Origin of the sequence: Bifidobacterium primatium (assembly GCF_002802875.1) — a bacterium.
GTDB lineage: Bacteria > Actinomycetota > Actinomycetes > Actinomycetales > Bifidobacteriaceae > Galliscardovia > Galliscardovia primatium.
In genome coordinates, this window is the sequence record NZ_PEBI01000003.1 from 372,580 (window position 1) to 393,123 (window position 20,544).

17 protein-coding genes are annotated in these 20,544 nt (G+C 63.6%); 9 read left to right on the forward strand and 8 right to left on the reverse strand.

The annotated features are described in order from the left end of the window. The first annotated feature begins 79 nt into the window (after positions 1-79). Positions 80-925 (forward strand): sulfite exporter TauE/SafE family protein, encoded by an 846-nt coding sequence (locus CS006_RS07680; RefSeq protein ID WP_100511211.1) that lies wholly within the window; start codon positions 80-82, stop codon positions 923-925. 48 nt (positions 926-973) lie between these two features. On the opposite strand, the gene CS006_RS07685 is transcribed toward CS006_RS07680, so the two are convergent. The 3 genes from CS006_RS07685 to CS006_RS07695 are packed head-to-tail and all read right to left on the reverse strand — an operon-like array spanning position 974 to position 3,585. Next, complete coding sequence (locus CS006_RS07685; protein WP_100511212.1) at positions 974-2,254, reverse strand: Mbeg1-like protein; 1,281 nt, start codon at positions 2,252-2,254, stop codon at positions 974-976. A 43-nt stretch (positions 2,255-2,297) separates the two neighbouring features. Next, the gene (locus tag CS006_RS07690; RefSeq protein WP_225432857.1) at positions 2,298-3,110 is read right to left on the reverse strand and encodes a nucleoside triphosphate pyrophosphohydrolase; all 813 of its coding nucleotides are present in this window, start codon (positions 3,108-3,110) and stop codon (positions 2,298-2,300) included. Positions 3,111-3,168: 58 nt separating this feature from the next. Further along, on the reverse strand, positions 3,169-3,585 hold the full coding sequence (locus tag CS006_RS07695) for a peptide deformylase (protein ID WP_100511214.1): 417 nt from the start codon (positions 3,583-3,585) through the stop codon (positions 3,169-3,171). Between the two features lie 28 nt (positions 3,586-3,613). Between CS006_RS07695 and mmuM the strand changes: the two genes are divergently transcribed. Then, positions 3,614-4,702, forward strand: coding sequence for a homocysteine S-methyltransferase (mmuM, locus tag CS006_RS07700; protein ID WP_204313985.1), 1,089 nt, complete (start codon positions 3,614-3,616; stop codon positions 4,700-4,702). A 1-nt stretch (position 4,703) separates the two neighbouring features. Here the strand turns inward: mmuM and CS006_RS07705 are convergent, their stop codons facing one another. Then, a complete protein-coding gene (locus tag CS006_RS07705) occupies positions 4,704-5,864 on the reverse strand; it encodes an MFS transporter (RefSeq protein WP_100511216.1) in 1,161 nt (386 codons plus the stop codon). Positions 5,865-6,011: 147 nt separating this feature from the next. On the opposite strand from CS006_RS07705, the gene CS006_RS07710 reads away from it, so the two are divergent. Further along, entirely contained in the window at positions 6,012-6,947 is a 936-nt protein-coding gene (locus tag CS006_RS07710; protein ID WP_207760022.1) for a PhzF family phenazine biosynthesis protein, read from the forward strand. A 125-nt stretch (positions 6,948-7,072) separates the two neighbouring features. Here CS006_RS07710 and ychF read toward each other — a convergent pair whose 3' ends face one another. Next, positions 7,073-8,167, reverse strand: a complete 1,095-nt coding sequence (gene ychF / locus CS006_RS07715) for a redox-regulated ATPase YchF (RefSeq protein WP_100511217.1) — start codon at positions 8,165-8,167, stop codon at positions 7,073-7,075. A 493-nt stretch (positions 8,168-8,660) separates the two neighbouring features. On the opposite strand from ychF, the gene CS006_RS07720 reads away from it, so the two are divergent. From CS006_RS07720 to CS006_RS07735, 4 genes are all read left to right on the forward strand, one after another. Continuing rightward, entirely contained in the window at positions 8,661-9,320 is a 660-nt protein-coding gene (locus CS006_RS07720; RefSeq protein WP_100511218.1) for an amino acid ABC transporter permease, read from the forward strand. Continuing rightward, complete coding sequence (locus CS006_RS07725) at positions 9,301-10,029, forward strand: amino acid ABC transporter permease (RefSeq protein WP_243386913.1); 729 nt, start codon at positions 9,301-9,303, stop codon at positions 10,027-10,029. Before CS006_RS07720 ends, CS006_RS07725 begins: the two co-directional genes overlap by 20 nt. Beyond that, positions 10,022-10,789, forward strand: a complete 768-nt coding sequence (locus CS006_RS07730) for an amino acid ABC transporter ATP-binding protein (RefSeq protein ID WP_100511219.1) — start codon at positions 10,022-10,024, stop codon at positions 10,787-10,789. Before CS006_RS07725 ends, CS006_RS07730 begins: the two co-directional genes overlap by 8 nt. A gap of 70 nt (positions 10,790-10,859) precedes the next feature. Continuing rightward, complete coding sequence (locus CS006_RS07735; RefSeq protein ID WP_100511220.1) at positions 10,860-11,705, forward strand: transporter substrate-binding domain-containing protein; 846 nt, start codon at positions 10,860-10,862, stop codon at positions 11,703-11,705. A 171-nt stretch (positions 11,706-11,876) separates the two neighbouring features. Here the strand turns inward: CS006_RS07735 and CS006_RS07740 are convergent, their stop codons facing one another. After that, positions 11,877-13,316, reverse strand: coding sequence for an alpha/beta fold hydrolase (locus CS006_RS07740; RefSeq protein ID WP_100511221.1), 1,440 nt, complete (start codon positions 13,314-13,316; stop codon positions 11,877-11,879). A 128-nt stretch (positions 13,317-13,444) separates the two neighbouring features. Here CS006_RS07740 and CS006_RS07745 point away from each other — a divergent pair, with 128 nt between their 5' ends. Both CS006_RS07745 and CS006_RS07750 read left to right on the forward strand, forming a co-directional pair. Next, entirely contained in the window at positions 13,445-16,027 is a 2,583-nt protein-coding gene (locus CS006_RS07745) for a sensor histidine kinase (protein WP_100511222.1), read from the forward strand. A 22-nt stretch (positions 16,028-16,049) separates the two neighbouring features. Next, positions 16,050-16,760, forward strand: a complete 711-nt coding sequence (locus CS006_RS07750) for a response regulator (RefSeq protein ID WP_423734834.1) — start codon at positions 16,050-16,052, stop codon at positions 16,758-16,760. A gap of 215 nt (positions 16,761-16,975) precedes the next feature. On the opposite strand, the gene CS006_RS07755 is transcribed toward CS006_RS07750, so the two are convergent. Both CS006_RS07755 and CS006_RS07760 read right to left on the reverse strand, forming a co-directional pair. Further along, the gene (locus CS006_RS07755) at positions 16,976-19,597 is read right to left on the reverse strand and encodes an FtsX-like permease family protein (RefSeq protein ID WP_100511223.1); all 2,622 of its coding nucleotides are present in this window, start codon (positions 19,595-19,597) and stop codon (positions 16,976-16,978) included. A gap of 29 nt (positions 19,598-19,626) precedes the next feature. Continuing rightward, complete coding sequence (locus CS006_RS07760; RefSeq protein ID WP_243386915.1) at positions 19,627-20,517, reverse strand: ABC transporter ATP-binding protein; 891 nt, start codon at positions 20,515-20,517, stop codon at positions 19,627-19,629. Positions 20,518-20,544: the final 27 nt, after the last annotated feature.

Consider the following 20,544-nt stretch of genomic DNA (forward strand, 5'->3'; position numbering starts at 1 on the left):
TTCGACCGACCGGTGGCGAATGGCTATGCTCGCTTGTTGTTCAATTCGTTTTCGATGACGACATGATGTGAGGAAGACCATGACCATTGCCGGAATCTCGGTAGTCACTTTGCTGCTCGTACTGCTCGCCGGCATCGGCGCCGGGTTCGTCGGCTACGCGGTCGGCGCCTCGTCGCTGGTCTCCTATCCCGCCTTGCTGGCCATCGGCGTGCCGCCGGTATTGGCGAACACCACGAACACCGTGGGCGTGGTCGGCACCGGCGTGGGCGGATGCCTTTCCGCCCGCAAGGAGCTGACCGGACATCGCACGCGCGTCATCATCTATGCGACCATAGGCGTGGTCGGCGGTATCGTCGGCGGTCTGCTGCTGCTGGAACTCCCCCCGGCCGTGTTCGAATATCTGGTGCCGCCACTCATCCTGTTCAGCGCGCTCATCATCGCGTTCAACCCGAAAGAACGTGCCCACGCCCGAGACTCCGTCGGCAAGGCGCTGGGTCCGGATTCGGCGCAGGCGCGTGAGGCCGTGGAACGCGAACTGGCCAAACCGAAGGACGACGTGCGCAAGGACCCGTGGTGGATGTGGCTGGGCGTGAGCTTCGTCGGCATCTACAGCGGCTACTTCGGCGCGGGCGCCGGCACGTTCGCGCTCGCCATCCTCGACCTCGGCCATATCGGCAAGTTCCATGAGATCAACGCGCTGAAGACCGTCATCGGATTCGGCGCGAACATCACCGCGGCCATCATGTTCATCGTGCGAGGATCCGTCAACTGGCCGTTCGCCGTCGCCCTGTGCGCCGGATGCTTCCTCGGCAGCTACATCGCGCCGCCCATCACTCGCCGCATCCCCGCCAGAATCATGCGCGCGGCGGCGGTGCTCGCCGGCGTCATCCTGGCGGCCAAGCTCGGATGGAGCACGTATCTGTGACTTGCCTTCGCAATCGTCCGGCGGTCATGAACCGCGCGGTGGATGCGGCTATGCGCCAAGCGATCTGACGGCACTTGCCGACAGTGTCTTCAACACGTCGAACAGCAGGGTGCGGGTCTCGCGGTCGGTACCGCGCGCCGCGTCGAGAATCTTCGGCAGCGCCGTGGACCAGTTCGCGGCCAGCTCGGAAAACCGGTCGTATCCGGCGGCGGCGAAGATCTGGTAGGTTTCGTCGATGACCTTGCGGCGGCGTTCGGGAGGCACGGCCTCCAGCCATGCGTCCACGACCCTGCCGATATAGGCGGCGGGGTCGCCGATGGTTTCGGCCGTGCGGAACCCGCCGGATTCGCCGGAGCGGGCGCCTTCGGCCACCTGCCAGCTGAGCCCCATATGCTGCATGATGCCGGTCTCGTCCGATATGACCACGGTATAGTCATTCACCGTATGCAGCAGCATTCCGATGATCGAGGATTCCGGCACGGTCTTGTGTATGCGTCCGGCGATGGCATGGAATGCCGCCGTGTCGGCCGTCGATTGGGGCAGTCCCGGACCGTCATGGGAGAACACCGCGCCGATTCGTTCGGACCGACCGGTGACGGGGGCCGATGGCGACGGCACCAGGCCAAGGCGACGCGCCCGCTCCCCTATACCGTCAAGATCGGATTGCACGATGCCGGTGGCGGCATACACCGCCATGTTGCCGCCCTTGGAATGTCCGCCGACCATCACAGCCGGAGCATGACCGCCGGGGAAGCCCGCGGACCGGTCGATGATGGATTCGAGATAGGCCATGGCGTTCCGCTGCGCCGGCACCGGGCACCGGAACGCCATGTTGAAGTCCTCCTTCCACCCGACAAGCGTGCCATCGGTGCCGCGGAAGGCCACGTACAGCAGTCCGTTCATCACGGCGTCGCCGACGGCGGAGCCTTTGGGGCTCCTGGCGGGCCGGGCCCTTCCGATTCCCGCGCAGTCGCCGAGGTCGAAGGTCATGGCCGCGAACTGCATCTCCTCGCCGACGTCATATCGTTCGACATATTCCCCCACCCGCAGCCCGCGGAATCGCGGGGACTCGCAGATCGCGCGCAGCAGGTCGGCCCGCGATGCGTTGAGCCGCTCGGACCCCGTATCGAACATGCGGGGGTAGTCCTCGGCCCGCAGCAGCATCGTGATCGGCACGGTGTCCACGGATCTGGCGCGGCCGTATCGGGGCACGACTTGCGGCGCATGCATGTAGGCCAGTTCCGAAAACACCAATGAATCGACCTCGTTGAACTCCAGTTCTGCGAAGTCGCGAAACTCGTTGCGCACGTAATCGACGATGTTGCCCATGCCGGTCCTTCCCCGTTGCCCTCGTTGCCCTTCGATGCGGAAATCAGCTTTCGGATGAGTCGGTCTGGGCCTCGCGTCCGGCGATGGTCCCCTCGCGCCGTGCGATATCCGTTTCGACATCGCGCAGACGGTTGCGCAGAGCGGCCTCCACATCCACTCCGTCGGCCTGGGCCCGACGGATGACGGCGAGTATCTCGTCGGCGAAGGCGTCGGGTCGGGACTCCGCCATGGAATCGGCATCGTCGATTCCGCCGAAGGCACCGAACAGTTCTTCGGCATGCGGTGACTTGGAGACGCGGGAGACGACCTTCGCGGCGCGCAGGAACGCACCCTGCGTGTGCGAGATGCCCTCGAGCACGGACTTGCGATGCTTCTCCTTCTGCTTGACCTTTTCCCACAGGGCAAGCGTATCCTCCGGGGATTCGGAGCCGGAAGACGGTGCTGCAGCGTCGTCGTCAGGCACGAACACGTGAGGATGACGGGTGATGAGCTTGTTCACCAGCCGGTCGGCGACCTCGTCGATGTCGAACGGATCGTCGGGGTCGGCTTCGCATACGCGCGCCTGGAATATGGATTGGAGCAGCACATCGCCGAGCTCCTCGCGCATGTTGTCACGGTCGTCGGTCTCCACGGCGTCGATGTATTCGTAGGTCTCCTCAAGCAGATGCTTGAGCAGCGTGCGATTGGTCTGCTTGCCGTCCCACGGGCAGCCGCCGGGCGAATAGAGGATGTCGACGATGGCCTTCACCCTGTCGAGCGCGGTCTTCGCCTCGACGACGGGCCTGAGCTTCGAGCAATGCTCGAACCCCTCGGGCAATTGATAGGAGGAGTTTTCTCGTACGGTATCGTCTGTCATATGCATTGACCTCCTGCGATGATTGACGTTCTTGCCGGTCGATATGTGTCGAACGCCGTCAGATGATGACGCCGTTGCAGTGGTCGACCTCGTGCTGGATGATCTGAGCGGTGAAGTCCTCGAACCGTGCGGTGCGTTCACGCCAGCGACGGTCGCGGTAGGTGACGGTGATGCGGCGGTAGCGTGTGGTGTTCCTCTCCCCCGTCAGCGACAGGCATCCCTCGCTCGCCGCATACGGTTCTGCCTTGTCGACGATCTCGGGATTGAACATGACCATGTTGCGTCCGATCAGTTCGTCGGCGAACACGATGACACGTCTGGAAACGCCGATCATGTTCGCCGCCATGCCGACGCATTCGTGCGCATGGGCCTCAAGCGTGTCCCTCAGATCGTCGCCCACCGGCAGGTCGTCCTGCGTGGCCGGCTCGGATGCCCTGCGTAGGAACGCCTCGTTCTTCATGATCGGTCGCCGCATGGGTTCGCTCCTTCGTTCATGTTCTCTTATGGCAATGGCACGCTTGCCCCGCCATCCACCCAAATTCAACATCCAATGTAGCAATCGACGACGAAACGGACATTCCCCAGTGTCTACCATATTGCCTATGGATGATGTTTTTGACGGGGCTTTGCGGCGACAGTCGCCGCTTATCGTGGACGGGTCGATGGCGACGGAACTGGAGCGGCAGGGCGTGGACACGGCGAGTGCGTTATGGTCCGCGACGGCACTCGTCGACAGTCCGCGAATCATCCGTGACGTGCATCGGGCCTATTTCGAGGCGGGAGCGAACATCGCCATCACCGATTCGTATCAGGCGAATGTTCCGGCGTTTGAGAAGCTGGGATTATCGGGAAAGCAGTCCAGACGTCTGATCGCCGTCGCCGCGGAGGAGGCCATCGCCGCTCGGGAGGAGTATCGCAGGGCGCACACGGACGACGAGACCGCCGACCGTCCGCTTGTCGTCGCCGGCAGCGTGGGGCCGTATGGCGCGTTTCTGGCGGATGGCAGCGAATACACGGGAGACTATGCGCTGTCCGACGCGGAGTATCGCGATTTCCATCGTCCGCGTATGCAGGCGCTTGCCGATGCCGGCGTGGATCTGTTCGCGTTCGAGACGATGCCGAATATCGGCGAGGTGCGGGCTTTGGTCGGATTATTGAACGATGAATTCGCGGGAACACAGGCATGGGTGTCGTTCAGTCTGCAGGATGCGGGGCATCTGTGCGATGGAACGCCACTCAAGAAGGCCGTGGCCGAGCTTGACGGCAATCCGCAGATTGCGGCGATTGGCGTCAACTGCGTGCCGCCGGAGACGGTCTCCCCTGCTGTCCACATCATTCGTCGCGCAACATCGAAGCCGATTATCGCCTATCCGAACAACGGCGATGTCTACCATCCCGGAACCAAGACGTGGACACCGAATCCCGGAGGTCTGGATATCGCCCGGCTCGCTTCGGAATGGTTTGCCGAGGGAGCCACGATCATCGGCGGATGCTGCCGCACCACGCCGGATGACATCCGTCGCGTGGCCTCGGCTCTACGAGACGTCAGCTATCAAGGCATGGAAACGGGAAGAACGAATCAGCCAAGGTAAATCAGCGCGCTTCCTTGCGTTCGTAGCGCAGAGCGAATGTGGCGAGCAGCAGCACCGCGACCACGGTGAACGGTAGACCCGCCAGTCCGGTGACGTGGTAGTTCATGCCGGAGGCGTTCAACGCCATGCCGCCGACCAGTGAGCCCACGGCGTTGCCGCCGTTGAAGCCGATCTGCACGGCGGCGCCGCCGATGAGCTCGCCGCCGCCCTTGCCGGCGTCGGCCATGAGCAGCATCTGCGGACCGTTGATGAAGAACAGCCCGAACGCGATCCAGAACGTGAGGATGGCACAGGTGACGAGGTTCCCCGGAACGAGGAACACCATAAGCAGGCCTATGGCGGAGATGGCCTGCCCTGCGGAAGCCGTCGCGGCGTGAAGCCACCGGTCGGCCAGATGCGAGCCGGCGAGACCGCCGACGACCATGCCGAATCCGGCGAGCATCATGAGCAATGGCACGAACTGCGAATCGTAGCCGCCGGTCTTCTGCAGCCATGGAGAGACGTAGCTCCACCAGCAGAACACGCCGGAGTTGCCGACGAACACGGCTCCGAGCACCAGCCACGGACCGGGCTTGGCGAGGAAGCGGAACTGCCCGGCGAGGCCGGCGTCCGGCACGGCGGGGATGAGCGGCATCCAAGCCAGCGTGAGCACGATGGTGAGTGCCGAGCCAAGCGCCAAGATCACGAAGGCAAGACGCCAGTCTAGGTATTCGGCGAGCAGGGTCCCGGCGGGCACGCCGAACATGTTGGCGATGGTCTGGCCGGTGACCATAACGGACACGGCCTTGCCCTCATGCCCCTTGTCGGCGAGCGCCTTCGCTATGACTGTGCCGGTGCCGAAGAACGCGCCATGCGGCAGGCCTGCGATGAAACGGGCGATGACGAGAACGATGGCGTTCGGCGCGGCCGCGCTCATGGCGTTGCCGATGAGGGCGAGCGCCATGAACAGGATCACCAGATGCTTGGGACTGGTCTTGCGGCCGAAGACGAGCATGGTCACGCCGACGCATACGCCGATCGCGTATGCGGAGATGAAGTGGCCGGCCGTGGGGATGGAGACGTGTGTGGCCGAGGCGGCCTGGGGCAGGATGCCCATCATCACGAATTCGGCGGCGCCGAGCACGAAGGCTCCGGCGGCGATGGACAGCAGGCTCTTCTTCATGGAGGCTCTCTTTCCTCTCATATGGGAAGTATTCGTATTCGGGACTGATATAGCGTACCGCCAATGGTTACCGCTCACAAAACGTTTGAGCGCAATCGGTCACAAATCGTCGGCAAAGTCGTATGAGCCTTCTGCGGGAGGAACATCATGCCGATTATTCAATCGGTGTTTCCTGCATGGGGTTCTATTCCGAGGATCGTGCGGGACGGGGCCCATACCGGAACGGTCTCCGTCGATCCACCGACGGTTATCGCTCACCAACGCGGTTACAATGACGTTATGCAACAGTATGTGGTCGATGCGTTCACCGACAGGGTTTTCAGGGGGAATCCGGCCGCGGTGTGTCTGCCGCCCTCCTGGCCGTCCGACGAATTGATGGCGGACATTGCGATGGAGAACCGGCTTTCGGAGACCGCATTCATCGTGCGCGAGCCTGAGGGTTACCATCTGCGATGGTTCACACCGGGTGGCGAAATCGATTTGTGCGGCCATGCCACCCTTGCATCCGCCTATGTGGTGCTGCATTTCGTGGAGCCGAAAGCCGACGAGGTGCACTTTCATACGATGAGCGGCGAATTATCCGTGGTACGACGACGAGACGAGTCGGGCCGAGAGATCTTTGTCATGGATTTTCCCGCCTATGACCTTACGTCGGTTCCCGTCACCGATGCGATGGAACAGGCGCTGGGTGCGAGGCCCGTCGAGGCATGGCTGGGCCGTGACCTGCTGTGCGTGATGGACGGCGAAAGGACCGTGCGCGGTCTGACACCGGATATGACGTTGATGGCAAAGCTGGATGGACTGCTGGTCAATGTCACGGCGGCCGGCGAAGCGGGAACGGGCTTCGACTGCGTCTCCCGTTCGTTCGCGCCGAAGCTCGGCATAGTCGAGGACCCGGTCTGCGGCTCGGGCCACTGCCATATCCTCCCCTATTGGAGCCGTCGTTTCGGCAAGTCGAATCTGGTGGCCTGTCAGGCGTCCGAACGCGGAGGAATCATCCACGCATCGGTCGGTGACGGCCGTGTAAGCCTCGGCGGCGAGGCTGCGTTGTTTTCCATGGGCGAGATACTGCCGAATCACTGAGGTTTTCACGTTTTTTGCGAGTGGGGTTCCGTTCCGGACAATCATCGGAACGGAGCCCCACTTGGCATGATTTCGGTTACGCCCCTCCGCTGCTCCTCGCGGGGGCGGAGAATCCACTATTTCCACTATTTCGAGACGTTGAACTTGAACTCGACGATGTCGCCGTCCTGCATGACGTAGTCGCGGCCCTCCTGGCGGAGCTTACCTTCCTCCTTGATCTTCGTCATGGAGCCTTCGGCGGCCACGAAGTCGTCGTAGGAGACGATGTCGGCCTTGATGAAGCCCTTCTCGAAGTCGGTGTGGATGACGCCGGCGGCCTGCGGAGCGGTGTAGCCCTTGTGGATCTGCCAGGCGCGCACCTCCTTCTCGCCGGCGGTGAGGAAGGTGGACAGGCCGAGGATGTCGAAGCCGACGCGGGCCAGCTGGTCGAGGCCGGATTCGGTCAGTCCCGCGTCCTCGAGCATCTCGCGGGCGTCCGCCTCGTCGAGTTCGGTGAGGTCGGCCTCGAACTGGGCGTTGAGGAACACGGCCGGGGCGGGGGCCACGGAGTCGGCGAGCTTCTTCTTCAGGTCGTCGTTCTGCAGCTCGTCGTCGTCCACGTTGAACACGTAGATGAACGGCTTGGCGGTGAGCAGGTGCAGGTCGTAGACATCGGCCTTGTCGATCTTGCCCGCGGCGGCGGCGTGGTCGATGGTCTCGCCGGCCTCGAGAATCTCCTTGGCCTTCTTGACGGCCTCGAAGTACGCGGGCTCAATCTTCTTGCCGCGCAGGTCCTTCTCGAGTTTCGGCAGTGCGTTCTCGATGGTCTGCATGTCGGCGAGGATGAGCTCGGTGTTGATGGTGTCGATGTCGTCGGCGGGGTCGATTTTGCCGTTGACGTGCACGATGTCGTCGTCCTCGAAGGCGCGCACGACCTCGCAGATGGCGTCGGCCTCGCGGATGTTCGCCAGGAACTTGTTGCCCAGGCCCTCGCCCTCGGAGGCGCCCTTGACGATGCCGGCGATGTCGACGAAGGTCACGGTGGCGGGCACGATCTTCTCGGTGTGCACGAGCTCGGCGAGCACGGGCAGGCGTTTGTCGGGCAGCGGCACGATGCCGGTGTTCGGCTCGATGGTGGCGAACGGGTAGTTCTCCGCAAGCACGTTGTTGCGGGTCAGCGCGTTGAACATGGTGGACTTGCCGACGTTCGGCAGACCGACGATTCCAATAGTTAAAGACATGTCTCCCAGTCTAAGGGTTCGGGGGACATCGGCGGGCATGGCGTCCTGCCGCGCATCGGACGCGACGACGGGTCCTTATAAATGCCGTTTATAGGAGGTAATCATGTTTCCTATAACGAAATTCCGGCGACGCAATCACGACACACCAAAGTTTTGTTATGGTGGTTATTGATTTGCTGATAGCACGTCATAAACGATGTTCATAACCATGGGAGGTCCCTTCATGGGCTCGACGCTTTGACGACCGGCGCATGCCCCGTCAAAACACCAATGACCGCAACGTTTCCATAGACAGATGACGACGCTTCGACGTCGTCCGTCAAACGTCTGACGTCATTCTCCCGCAACCGCCACCGGACGGCTCCGCGGCCGATGGCGTTCTTCGGGCGGTCGAAAAACCCGTATGGTATTCACAGACGTTTTTCAAGAGAAAAAGACTCATGCAAAGCAAAGAGATAGAGATAAGAATTCACGGATCGGAGGAGGCTGCACGATGAGCTGGCAAGTCATCCAACAGGCCCTCCCCCTGTTCCGCAAGGCCTTCGTACTGACGCTTGAGCTTTCGGCCATCGGCGTCGTGCTGGCGACCATCCTGGGACTGGTCATCGCGCTGCTGCGTGAATACAAGGTGCCGGTCCTCTCCCAGATCTGCGCCACGTTCGAGGAGCTGCTCCGCAATACCCCGTTGCTGATTCAGCTGTTCTTCCTGTACTACGGCTTCCCGTCGATCGGACTGAAGCTCAGCGCCCAGGCATGCGCCATCATCGGCATCTCGCTGCTCGGCGCAGCCTACATGTCCGGCGCGTTCCGCGGAGGATTCAGCGGCATCCCGACCATCCAGGTGGAATCCGCCAAGGCGCTGGGCCTCTCCCCGCTGCAGATGGTGCGCCACGTGACGCTTCCCCAAGGACTGACGCGCAGCGTGCCGGCCGTGGCCGCCAACGCGATCTTCCTGGTCAAGGAGACGTCGGTGTTCACCGTCATCGCCGTGCCGGAGCTGACCAACACGGCCCGCGACCTCATCGGCATGTACTACCGCACCGACGAGTACCTGCTCATGCTGGTCGTCGCCTACGCCATCATCCTCATCCCGCTGTCCGTCGTGCTGACGCTGCTCGAAAGGAGGGTCCGTCGTGGTACTTTCGGCGATTGATTCCGCAACGACCGTGCTGGCCGCCGACTCCGGCTGGACGATTCTGTTCACGGGCGACAACCTCACCCGCCTGCTCGGCGGCCTGTGGACGTCGGTAAGCGTGGCCGGACTGGCGCTGGTCTTCGGCATTCCGCTGGGCGTCGTGCTCGGCGCGCTGCGCATCATGCACAATCCGGTGCTGCGCGCCGTGCTGCGCCTGTATCTTGAGTTCTTCCGCATCATCCCGACGCTGGTCATCCTGTTCCTCTTCTACTACATCCTGCCTCGTGAGATGGGCGTACAGGTGGACGGCGAGACCATCGCCGTGGTGGCATTCGGCCTGTGGGTCGCCGCCGAGATCAGCGACGTCGTGCGCGGTGCGCTCATCTCCGTGCCCGAGCATCAGGTCGACGCCGGCAAGGCACTGGGCATGAACGGCCTGCAGCTGCTGTGGTACGTGAGGCTCCCCCAGTCGGTGAACCTCATGGTGCCGGCGACCATCAACCTGGCGGCGCGTGTGATCATGACCACCTCGCTGCTGCTGCTCATCAGCGTGATCGACGTCGTCACCGTCGGTCAGCAGATCATGGAGGCGAACCGCATGGCCCACCCGGATTCCGCGTTCTGGGTGTACGGATTCGTGTTCCTGCTGTATTTCATCGTGTGCTGGCCCCTGGCGATGATCGCCCGGGCCCTGGAGAAGCGTGCCAAGGAGCGTAACAATGGCTGATTCGAACAACGACGAGATCCTGCTGTCCGTGCAGCATCTCAAGAAGGCGTACGGCGACCACGAGGTCCTCAAGGACATCAGCTTCGACGTACCGCGCGGCAAGGTGTTCGTGCTGCTCGGACCCTCCGGATCGGGCAAGTCCACGCTCATCCGCTGCCTCAACGGCCTGGAGACCATCCAGGGCGGCACCATCTCGTTCAAGGGCAAGCCCATCGATGGCAGCGAGAAGACCTGGCGCAAGCTGCGCACCGAAATCGGCATGGTGTTCCAGAGCTACGACCTGTTCCCGAACCTCACCGTGGCGCAGAACATCCTGCTCGGCCCCACCAAGGTGCAGAAGCGCCCGAAGGCCGAGGTCGAGCAGCAGATGGACAAGCTCCTCGCCGACGTGCAGCTGAGCGAATACAAGAACGCGTATCCGCGCGAGCTCTCCGGCGGCCAGAAGCAGCGCATCGCCATCGTGCGCGCGCTGACCATGAACCCCGAACTCATGCTGTTCGACGAGGTGACCGCCTCGCTCGACCCGGAGATGGTGCGCGAGGTGCTCGAGCTCATGCTCGGCCTGGCCGAACACCACATGACCATGATCGTGGTGACGCATGAGATGGAGTTCGCCCGTCGCGTGGCCGACACCGTGCTCTTCCTCGAAAACGGCGTCATCCTCGAAAGGCAGTCGGGCCACGATTTCTTCGCCAACCCCGAAACCGACCGCGCCAAGGCGTTCCTTGAGAGCATGGCGCCGATCAGCGACGAGGAGTAGGCGGAGGCGTCAGCCTTTCGGATTTTTCAAGTTTTCTAAAGGGATTCATCACATAGAGAGGACAGTAACGATGAATACACTCAAGAAGGTCATCGCCGGTGTGCTGGCTGGCGTCACCATGATCTCGCTCGCCGCCTGCGGCGGTTCCAGCAGCTCCGATGGCGCGGCTTCCTCCCAGCAGGGCCAGACCGTCGAGCAGATCAAGAAGGCCGGCACCATCCGCATCGCCACCTTCGGCGACCTGCCGCCCTACGGCTACGTGAAGAACGACGGCACCCGCGCCGGCTACGACGTCGCCCTCGGCAACCAGGTGGCCAAGGACCTCGGCGTGAAGGTCGACTGGGTTCAGGTGAACGCCGACGGTCGCGTGGACGCCCTCAAGTCCGACAAGGTCGACCTCGTGCTCGCCAACTTCACCGTGACCGACGAGCGCAAGCAGGTCGTCGACTTCGCCAGCCCGTACATGAAGGTCTCCATCGGCGTGGTCTCCCCCGACAAGGCCAAGATCACCAGCGCCGACCAGCTCAAGGGCAAGACCCTGGCCGTGACCAAGGGCACCACCGCCGAGACGTTCTTCACCCAGAACTACCCCGACGTGAACCTGCAGAAGTTCGATTCCAAGACCCAGCAGTTCCAGGCGTTCAAGGACGGCCGCGCCGACGCGCTCGCCGACGACAACACCTACCTGTACGCGTGGGCCAAGGACAACAAGGGCTACACCGTGGGCATCAAGACCCTCGGCGAGGAATCCACCATCTCCCCGGCCGTGAAGAAGGGCAACAAGAGCCTGCTCGACTGGACCAACAAGGAGATCAAGACCCTCACCGAGCAGGGCTTCTTCGAGAAGGCCTACCAGTCCGAGCTCGCCCCGAGCTTCACCTCCGACATCAAGCCGGAGGACGTCATCATCAAGTGATGACGCTCGTGGCCTGAGGTTCAGGCTCACCGCATGACGATAGCGAAATCGCCTGGGATTCCAGATCATGGAGTCTCAGGCGATTTCTTTGTTTACGGTCATGGAAACGGGCATCATCCCATCCAGCCGGCCGTCGGTCGCCATCCCCTCAAGGGGAAGACAGCGGAGGAGCTATTGCAGGTCGGCGAGGTCGCCGCGGTTCAGGGCCTCCTCGTAAAGCCGCCGGAACACGCGCGTACCGTGATGCACGCCGTCGTGCTCGAACTCGTTGGTCACCCATGCGTGGGAGTTCCCGACACGGGAGAGCGTGTCGAGCTGCATTCCCGAATCCACGTACATGTCGTCGTGGTAGACGGCCGCCTGCAACGGCACGTCGTTACGGGCCAGCCGGTCGGCGTCGTAGATGCGACCGAAACGCGTGTCCTCCATGAGCAGCTCCACCGCCGGTTTGAATGGTCTGAGGGAACTGTCCTCGTCGAACATCCACGGGAACACGGCCTCGCCGGTGAACATGAGCGGCCGCGCGGTCGTCGCGAATTCGGGATGGCGTTCCAGCTCATGCTGTGCAGCCCATCGAATCGGCCGCTCCATCTCGCCGTCCGCGTAGATGAACTCCTGCAACGGCCAGTACAGCGGCCGCTCGTACGATGCCGTACGCGCCAGCACGTTCATGAGGAAGCCCGTGGAAAGGGCCGCCGGCGCCTGGCCAAACGCATGGTCGGCGTGGGTCACGCCCGATTCGTCGTCCTCGGGCAGAATCGCCCCGTCTCCCCCGGTGAACGCCTGGTCGACGAGCCAGTGCAACCGCTCGAAGCTCGGCTTCATGCCGAAGTCGCTGCCCAGCATCTGCAGACGACGCACGGAGAACGGGTCACCGTTCGGCAGGGTGACATCGCCCTGCGCCAGACGGTCGGCGATGGCGGCCACACGGCGCGCATCCTGCGGGTAACGCTCATAATACTGCCGGGTCTTCATGGCCATGCGCGGGAACGTGTGCGCATACACCTCGGCGGCATCCGCCGGCACATGCGGAATGCCGCCCGTGGTGAACGACGCGGCCAATCCATGCGGATACAGCGACAGATACGTGAGCGTAAGGAAGCCGCCGTAGCTTTGGCCGAGGCTCACCCAGCGCGCGCCGTCGAACTCCTTGAGCCTCAGATATTCGAAGTCCCGGACGATGGAGTCGGCGAGGAACAGCTTCAGATAGTCGGCGGCCCGGCGCGCGCCCATGCCCGAAATGACCTGTGCGTCGATACGCGAGGATCGGCCGGTGCCGCGCTGGTCGGGCAGGACCACGCGGAAGTGTTTGATGGCTTCGGCAATCCATCCGTCATCGTCCGGCCCAAGCGGCCGCGGGCACTGCCCGCCGGGACCGCCCTGCAGGAAGACCAGCAGCGGCAGGTCGTCATGCACATGATCGGGCGCGCACAGCACCCGGTAGAACAGGCTCAATGTGGGAGGAAATCCGTCGTCGACGTCCTTCGACGACTTCGGCAGCCCCGAACGCATGACATCGGCGGGATTCGCGCCGTTCCAATCAGTCGGCACGGCGATGGCATGGTCCTCCACATACAGGCCCGGCACATAGTATTTCCCCAGCAATGGCATGATGTTCGCTCCTTGTTCGTAACGTCATCGAACGCCATCATTGTCGCACCGAAGTATGTCGAAATCATCATCCGAGGAGAATCATCATCCTCCGGGAGGATTGCACACGACCGACGAACGATTAGTCTATGGGTGTGATTGCTTTCCGAAACGTCGCGAACACCGTCCGACGATTCATCGACCGTCGTCTCATATCGGACGTCATACTGGCGTTGGCATTGACCGCCCTGCTCAGCCTGACCACCTCGTCGAACGATCTTTGGGGGCTGCAGGACGGGCTGCTGTTCCCCACGTCGGACAGGGCGCTTACAGCATGGACGTGGATATACGCCCTGCCGCTGGCCTTCCGGCGTAAGGCACCGCACGCCTCGGCCGTACTGTTCGTGACGTTGTGCATCATCCAGCTCGTGTTCGGTCCGGCGCTGGTGGTCACCGACTGTTTCGCACTGATGCAGTTGTATGCCGTGATTGCATACGGCCGACGCGAGACCGCACGACCGTTCATCATCATCGCGGTGGGCATGGCCTTCCTGACGACGGGCGTCAACACCGAGGTGATTGCCTTTGGTCCGCTGACCATGACCGGAACCGAACGCTATCAGACGGCACCGTATGAGTGCCTTACGCCGGCGGGCACGATGGACCTCGGATCATGCGACCCCGCCCTACGCACCAACGCCGCCATCATGCTGGGCATGATACTGATTCCGGTCATCGCGGTCATCATCATGGCGTACTGGCAGCGGGCGCGACTCGCCACCGCACGATGGATGCAGGAACGCAACGCGGCATTGGAGGCCCGACGCGAGGAGGAGTCCCACATCGCGGCGCTCGCCGAACGCGCACGCATCGCCCGCGACATGCATGACGTGGTGGCGCACACGCTGTCCATCATCATCGTGCAGGCGGACGGCGGACGGTTCGCCGGCGCCAACGACCGAGAACTCGCCAAATCGACGATGACGACCATCCGCGACGAAAGCGCGAAGGCGCTCGCCGACATGCAGCGTCTGCTCGGCATCTTCGGCGGGCACCATGACGACGGGACCGACGCCATGAAGGAATCACCCACGCATCACGACGAATCGGAGGACGACGACCATCCGAGCTATGCCAACATCGACGGGCTGGTCGCCCAAGCGAGGAACGCCGACTCAGACCTGCGTCTGGAACGCAAAGTGCTCGGCAATCCCCTCCCCGACAAGCTTGGCGCCCCGGCGCAGATCGTCGTCTATCGTATAATGCAGGAATCGTTGACGAACATCCGCAAGTACGCCGGGTCGGACGTGCACGCGGACATCGAGGAGCAATGGGACGAGGATGGACTGCGGCTGCGCATTCTCGACGACGGCAGGGGCGCCGCGTCGATGGCCGACGGTCATACGCAGGGCTATGGGCTCATCGGCATGAGGGAACGGCTGACCTCGCTGGGAGGCTCCGGCACCGCCGGACCCCGAATCGGAGGAGGATTCGAGGTGACGGCGTTCATTCCCTACGCCTCCTCCCCCGATATGCGCGATCCGGTCGATTCGACCGCCGGCGGATGCGGTGAATCCCCGCTTACGGCATCCGTTGCGAACGGCGAACGCAGCGGCACTGCCGGGCGGATATCGACGCGCGTAGCCAGTGGCTTCAAACAGGCCGTAATCGACCATATTCATACGATGGTCAATACCATACGAAATGACCGAGAAGACCGACACGCAGGCAAGGCACCGGAGACCGACGACTTCAACATCATCGAGAAAGTATCCGAATGGACCGAACGCCATTACCTGCTGATGGACCTGCTTGTCGCCGTGGCACTGTTCATGATGTACTACGTCTCGGCGGCGAACGGCATGACGTCGGGATATGCCGCGGTGCGAAACCTCTCCAACATGCTGACGCTGCTGCCGCTGGTATGGCGACGACGGTTCCCGCAGGCCAGCGCCGCGGTGTTCGCCGCGGTCACGATCCTCGAACTGCTGGCATTGCCGTGGAACACCCTGGCGCCATTGGTGTCGGTGTATTCCGTGTATTCGGTGACGCTGTACGGGCCGAGAACCGCGAAACGATGGGTCATCCCCACGATCGCGCTCGGCTCGCTCACGTTCGCCGTCAACTTCACCGCGCAGAACTACCTCGGCATGTCCATGACAACACTGATCGGCAGCATTCCCGCAATCATGGGGGACACCGGAACGACGAAGTCCATCGGGGCGCTGCCCGTGCTGCTGACCTGCACGTTCGCCGCGTGTATAACGCTGTTTGGCGTGATGGCGGCGGGCATGTGGTCGCGGGCCCGAGGCGCGAACATGCTGGTGCTGCAGGCGCGCGAGGAGGCGCTGCGTGACGAGGAGGCCAAGCAGAGAATCCTCGCGGCGAACATGGAACGCGACCGCATCGGCGCGAACATCCGGGCGGACGTTTCCGACACCTTGCTCGGAGTCATGGGCAAGGCCGACGCGGGACTGCGGCTGCTTGATTCGAATGATACCGACACACAGATGATATCCGACGCGTTCGCCGGCATTGCCAAGGAAGGCCGTGCTGCGCTGAAGCGCATGAGACAGTTGCTCGGCGTGCTGCGCGAAACCGGATTCAGCGACGACGCGCAACGTGAGGGAATGAGGCTGGCTCCCGCAAGTCCTTTGGACGAGCAGCTACAGTGGAAGGCCGGAGGACCAACGGGCGGCGCCGTATCGGACGACACCGGCCGATCCCAGTGAACGGCAAGGAAGGGAAGGATTCATGACGGACATGTCGCAGCATTGCATTCGCGTGGTCATCGCGGACGACCAGGAGCTGGTCCGCGCCGGATTCGCCATGGTCATCGGCTCGCAGCCCGACCTCGCCGTGGTCGGCCAGGCGGGCGACGGCGCCGAGGCGGTGGCTACGGTCGAACGGCTGCATCCGGATGTGGTGCTCATGGACGTGCGCATGCCCGGCATGGACGGCATCGAGGCCACGCGACTCATCACCGCGTCGTCGCAGGACGGTGCCGACACCGAGGAGGCGCACACGACGAAGGTCATCATCCTGACGACCTTCGACCTGGACGAATACGTGATGGCCGCCATCAATGCAGGAGCCTCCGGGTTCCTGCTCAAGGACACCGAGCCGGAGGCGCTGCTCGACGCCATCCGCACGGTATATCAGGGCAACGCCATCATCGCGCCCTCGGCCACCAAACGCCTCATCGAGAAGATGAGCGACGGCCGCATCGCGCAACGGTCCGCTCCCCCGGCGGACTACACCGACCCCGAGCTCGAACTGCTCACCGACCGCGAGCGCGAGGTGCTGGTCGAGATCGCGCATGGGCTGAGTAATCAGGAGATCGCCGACAAGCTGTTCGTGAGTCTGCCGACGGTGAAGACGCATGTGGCGCATATTCTCGCGAAGATCAACGCGCGTGACCGCGTGCAGGCGGTGGTGTTCGCCTACGAGAACCATCTGGTGTAGTTTCGCCTGCCGCCGTCGACGAGTCGAATCAGAGCGGTTCGGGCACCCACCATCCACTCCGGAATGGACGATGCCCGCCGTTTCACGTCCGGAGACGTGTCGTGCGGGCATCACTGGGGAATGCGATTCTTCTCTTATCTGTTGTGTTCCGTTATAGGTTTTCCGTCTGGGAGAAACCTTGGTGGTTCATCGATGTTCTCCCTGAAAGCGGCGGGCTAGGCCTCGGCCAGCGCCTCCACGGGCGCGGTGCGTACCGCCCGGCGGGCGGGCGCAACGCTGGCGATGAGTGCCGCCAATGCCGCGACCAGCAGGATGACCGCGTACATGCGCCAGTCGACCGGGTATCGCACGGTGCCGATCGAGGAGAGCGCCACGTTCGAGCCGAGCCAGCCGAATATCGTGCCGACGACGAGACCGACGACGCCGCTGCCGAGCGAGATGAGCAGCGCTTCGACGGCAAGCGAACGGCGCAGCTGGCCGCGGGTCATGCCGATGGCCCGCAGGGTGGCCGATTCGCGGGTGCGTTCGATCACCGACAACGACAGCGTGTTGGCCACACCGACGAGGGCGATGAGCACAGCGACGGCAAGCAGGGCAAAGAGCACCGCCATGACCATGTCGATCTCCTGGTTCCATTGCATGCGTTCGGCGATGGAGCCGGTGACCTGTACGCCGGGTTCGTCGCTGACTGCGTCCTGGACTGCGGCGAACAGGTCGGCCGGCGTGGTGGTGCCATCGGATTTCACCCAGATCTGCGTGGTGACGGGCACGCCGGATGCCTTAATCACCGCGGGGTCGACGAGGGCCACGCCCGCATAGTCGGAGCTGATGCGGAAGTCGGATTTGTATGCCGTCAACGTGGTGGTTCCGGCGGTGTTTCCGGAGTCGTGGGAGGCGTTCATGGCGCTGAAGGAGACGTCGACCTTGCCGCCGTTGGAGATGGGGTTGGTCTTGTCGCCCATCGTCGTCATCATGTCGATGGTGTCGCGTCCGATGGGGTGCGTGGCTTCGGTGGCGTTGAATACCTTGGTTCGCTGGCGTTCGCTAATGCCGACCGCTTCGACGGTGACCTTATCGGAGGAGCCGGGCTGTTTCCATTGGGCTATGGCGGTGGCGACGGGTTCGGCCGCTTCCACGCCATGGACACCGGTGATCTTCTTGACCATGCGCTGGTCGAGGTTCGGCCCGGTGACCTGCAGGTCCACGCTGTAACGGGAGTCGAGCGCTCCCGCGGCGGTGGCTTTGGCACTGGCCGCGCCGGTGCCGATGCATGACACCAGGGTGACGCCGATGAGCAGGGCGGCTCCGGTGGCGGCGATGCGTCGGGGATTCCTGCGGATGTTCGCCGAGGCGATGGCCGCGCTCGGTCCGATATGGCCGACCAGTGAGCCGGCACCGTGCAGGAGCGCCGGCAGCCATCGGATGGCCGACATCAGCAGGCCGAGGAACGCCAGGGCCATGCCGGCCATGAGCGGCAGGAGGATGACGTCGCCGCTGATCATCGTGCTCTGGTGGAGGTCGAGCCTCCGGTTCTGCCAGACGGCGAACGCCATTGCCGCGACGCCGAGGATGAGCATGAGTATGCTGGCGAGCATGCGTACAAGGCCTGTGCGGCGGGTGTCGGCCAGTTCGATGGGCCGCAGCGCCTCCAATGGGGACACCGCCGTGGTGGATCGTGCGGCTCCGAGGGAGGAGAGCATGGTGACGGCCACGCCGAACACGAGCGGCACCCAGAACACCTGCGGCGTGAGGACGAGCGCGAATTCGATGCCCTGCAAACGCAGTCCGGAGACGTGCAGCCCGCCCATGAGTGCCAACGCGGAGGCCACGCCGAGCGTGGACGAGATCAGTCCCAGCAGCGCGGCCTCGCCGAGCACGGAGGCGTACAGCTGCCCCTTGCGTGCGCCGATGGCGCGCAGCAGCGCCAATGTTCGGCGACGACGCGCCACCAGCACCTGAAAGGTGTTGGCGATCACCAGCGCGGCGACGAACATGGCGAGCGCGCCGAAAGCGAGCATGAACGTGGTGATGATGTCGGTGCCGTTGCCGCTGAGCTGCTTCATCTGCTTGTCGGCGTAGTCGTTCACGTCGGTGACGGTGATGCCGGACGGCAGCGCCTTGCGCACCTGGGATATCACCTGCTCCTCGCTGGAGCCGTGCGGAGGCTCGACGAGCAGATACAGTACGCCGGCGGGCAGGTCGTCGAAGCTCTCGCCAACGCCGGACATGATGGCGGTGTCCCGTTCGCTGATGGCCGCCGCTCCCCCGTACGAGGCGAATGCGCCGTTGTCGTCGCTGGTGAGACCGACGATCTTCTCGCGCAGGACATGCGCCGTGTTCGCGCCGGCATAATCGGAGGAGTTGTCGATGGTAATGACGTCGCCGAGCCCCACCCCGAGCCGGTCGGCCGCGTCGGCCGGCAGCGCCATCTCGCCGTCGGCCTTCGGCCATGCGCCCTTGGTGAGGGCGATGGGCATGAGCCGGCTGTTGCCGGCGACGGGGATTACCGGCAGTGTGGAATGCTTGCCTCCGAAGCTGGCCTGCACCTGCGCGCCGACGTTCGGCCGCACGCCGGCGACGCCGTCGATGCGGTCAAGACGGTCGATATGGTAGTCGGCCACGGTGCGCATCGCATTCGCCGGATCGTCGTCGGATGCGGCGACGGCGTAGTTGGCGTCGCCGAACATGGCGGTCATCTGGCGTCGCATCGAATGGTCGAGCGTGTTGCCGAACAGGAAGGTGCTGGAGATGAACAGCGTGCCGATGAGGATGGCGATGCCGGCGGGGATGAGCATCTTCGCGTTGCGGCGCATCAGTCGGATGGTGATGGAGAACATTGGTGGTCTCTTTCCTCTCGTACCGTGGCTCAGCGGACGGTCATGGCGTCGGCGGTGGAGTGTCGGCGCTCTTCCATGAGCAGTTCGTTCATGCGTTCGGCGGTCGGTCGGGTCTCGTCGGCGACGATATGGCCGTCGGCGAAAACGAGGGCGCGGTCGGCGTAGGATGCGGCGACGGCGTCGTGGGTGACCATGATGATGGTCTGCCCGAGTTCGCGTACGGACCGTTTGAGGAATTCCAGCACCTCGGCGCTGGAGACGGAGTCGAGGTTGCCGGTGGGTTCGTCGGCGAAGACGATGCCTGGTTTGGCGATGAGCGCGCGGGCGATGGCCACGCGCTGCTGCTGGCCGCCGGACAGTTCGTTCGGCCGGTGGTCCATGCGTTGTTCGAGTCCGAGCGTGCGTACAAGCGTGCGCAGCCATGCACGGTCGGGTTTGGTCCCGGCGAGGGTCAATGGCATGAGGATGTTCTGTGCGGCCGTGAACATGGGCAGCAGGTTGAAGCTTTGGAAGATGAAGCCGATCCGGCGGCGGCGCAGCAGGGTGAGCTCGCGGTCGTTCATCGTGGTGATGTCACGCCCGTCGAACAGGATATGCCCGGCGGTGGCGGAGTCGAGGCCGGCGAGCGTGTGCATGAGCGTGGACTTGCCGGAGCCGGACGGCCCCATGATCGCGGTGAACCGTCCGCGCTGGAAGCTCACGTCGACGCCGCGCAGCGCATGCACGGCGGTGGCGCCCTCACCGTAGTCCTTGGTCAGTCCGATGGCCTCGATGGCCACCGATGCCGGTGCGGCACCCAAGCGGCCGGGCGGCAGGGGGATGCCGTATGCGGCATCCGCTGAACGTGCCACGTGCCTGGCGACGCCGGACATGCCTCCGGTGGCGAATGTACTGGCTGCCGTATTCGCATGACGACCCATCGTCTTTTTCCTTTCGTTCGGTCTCCG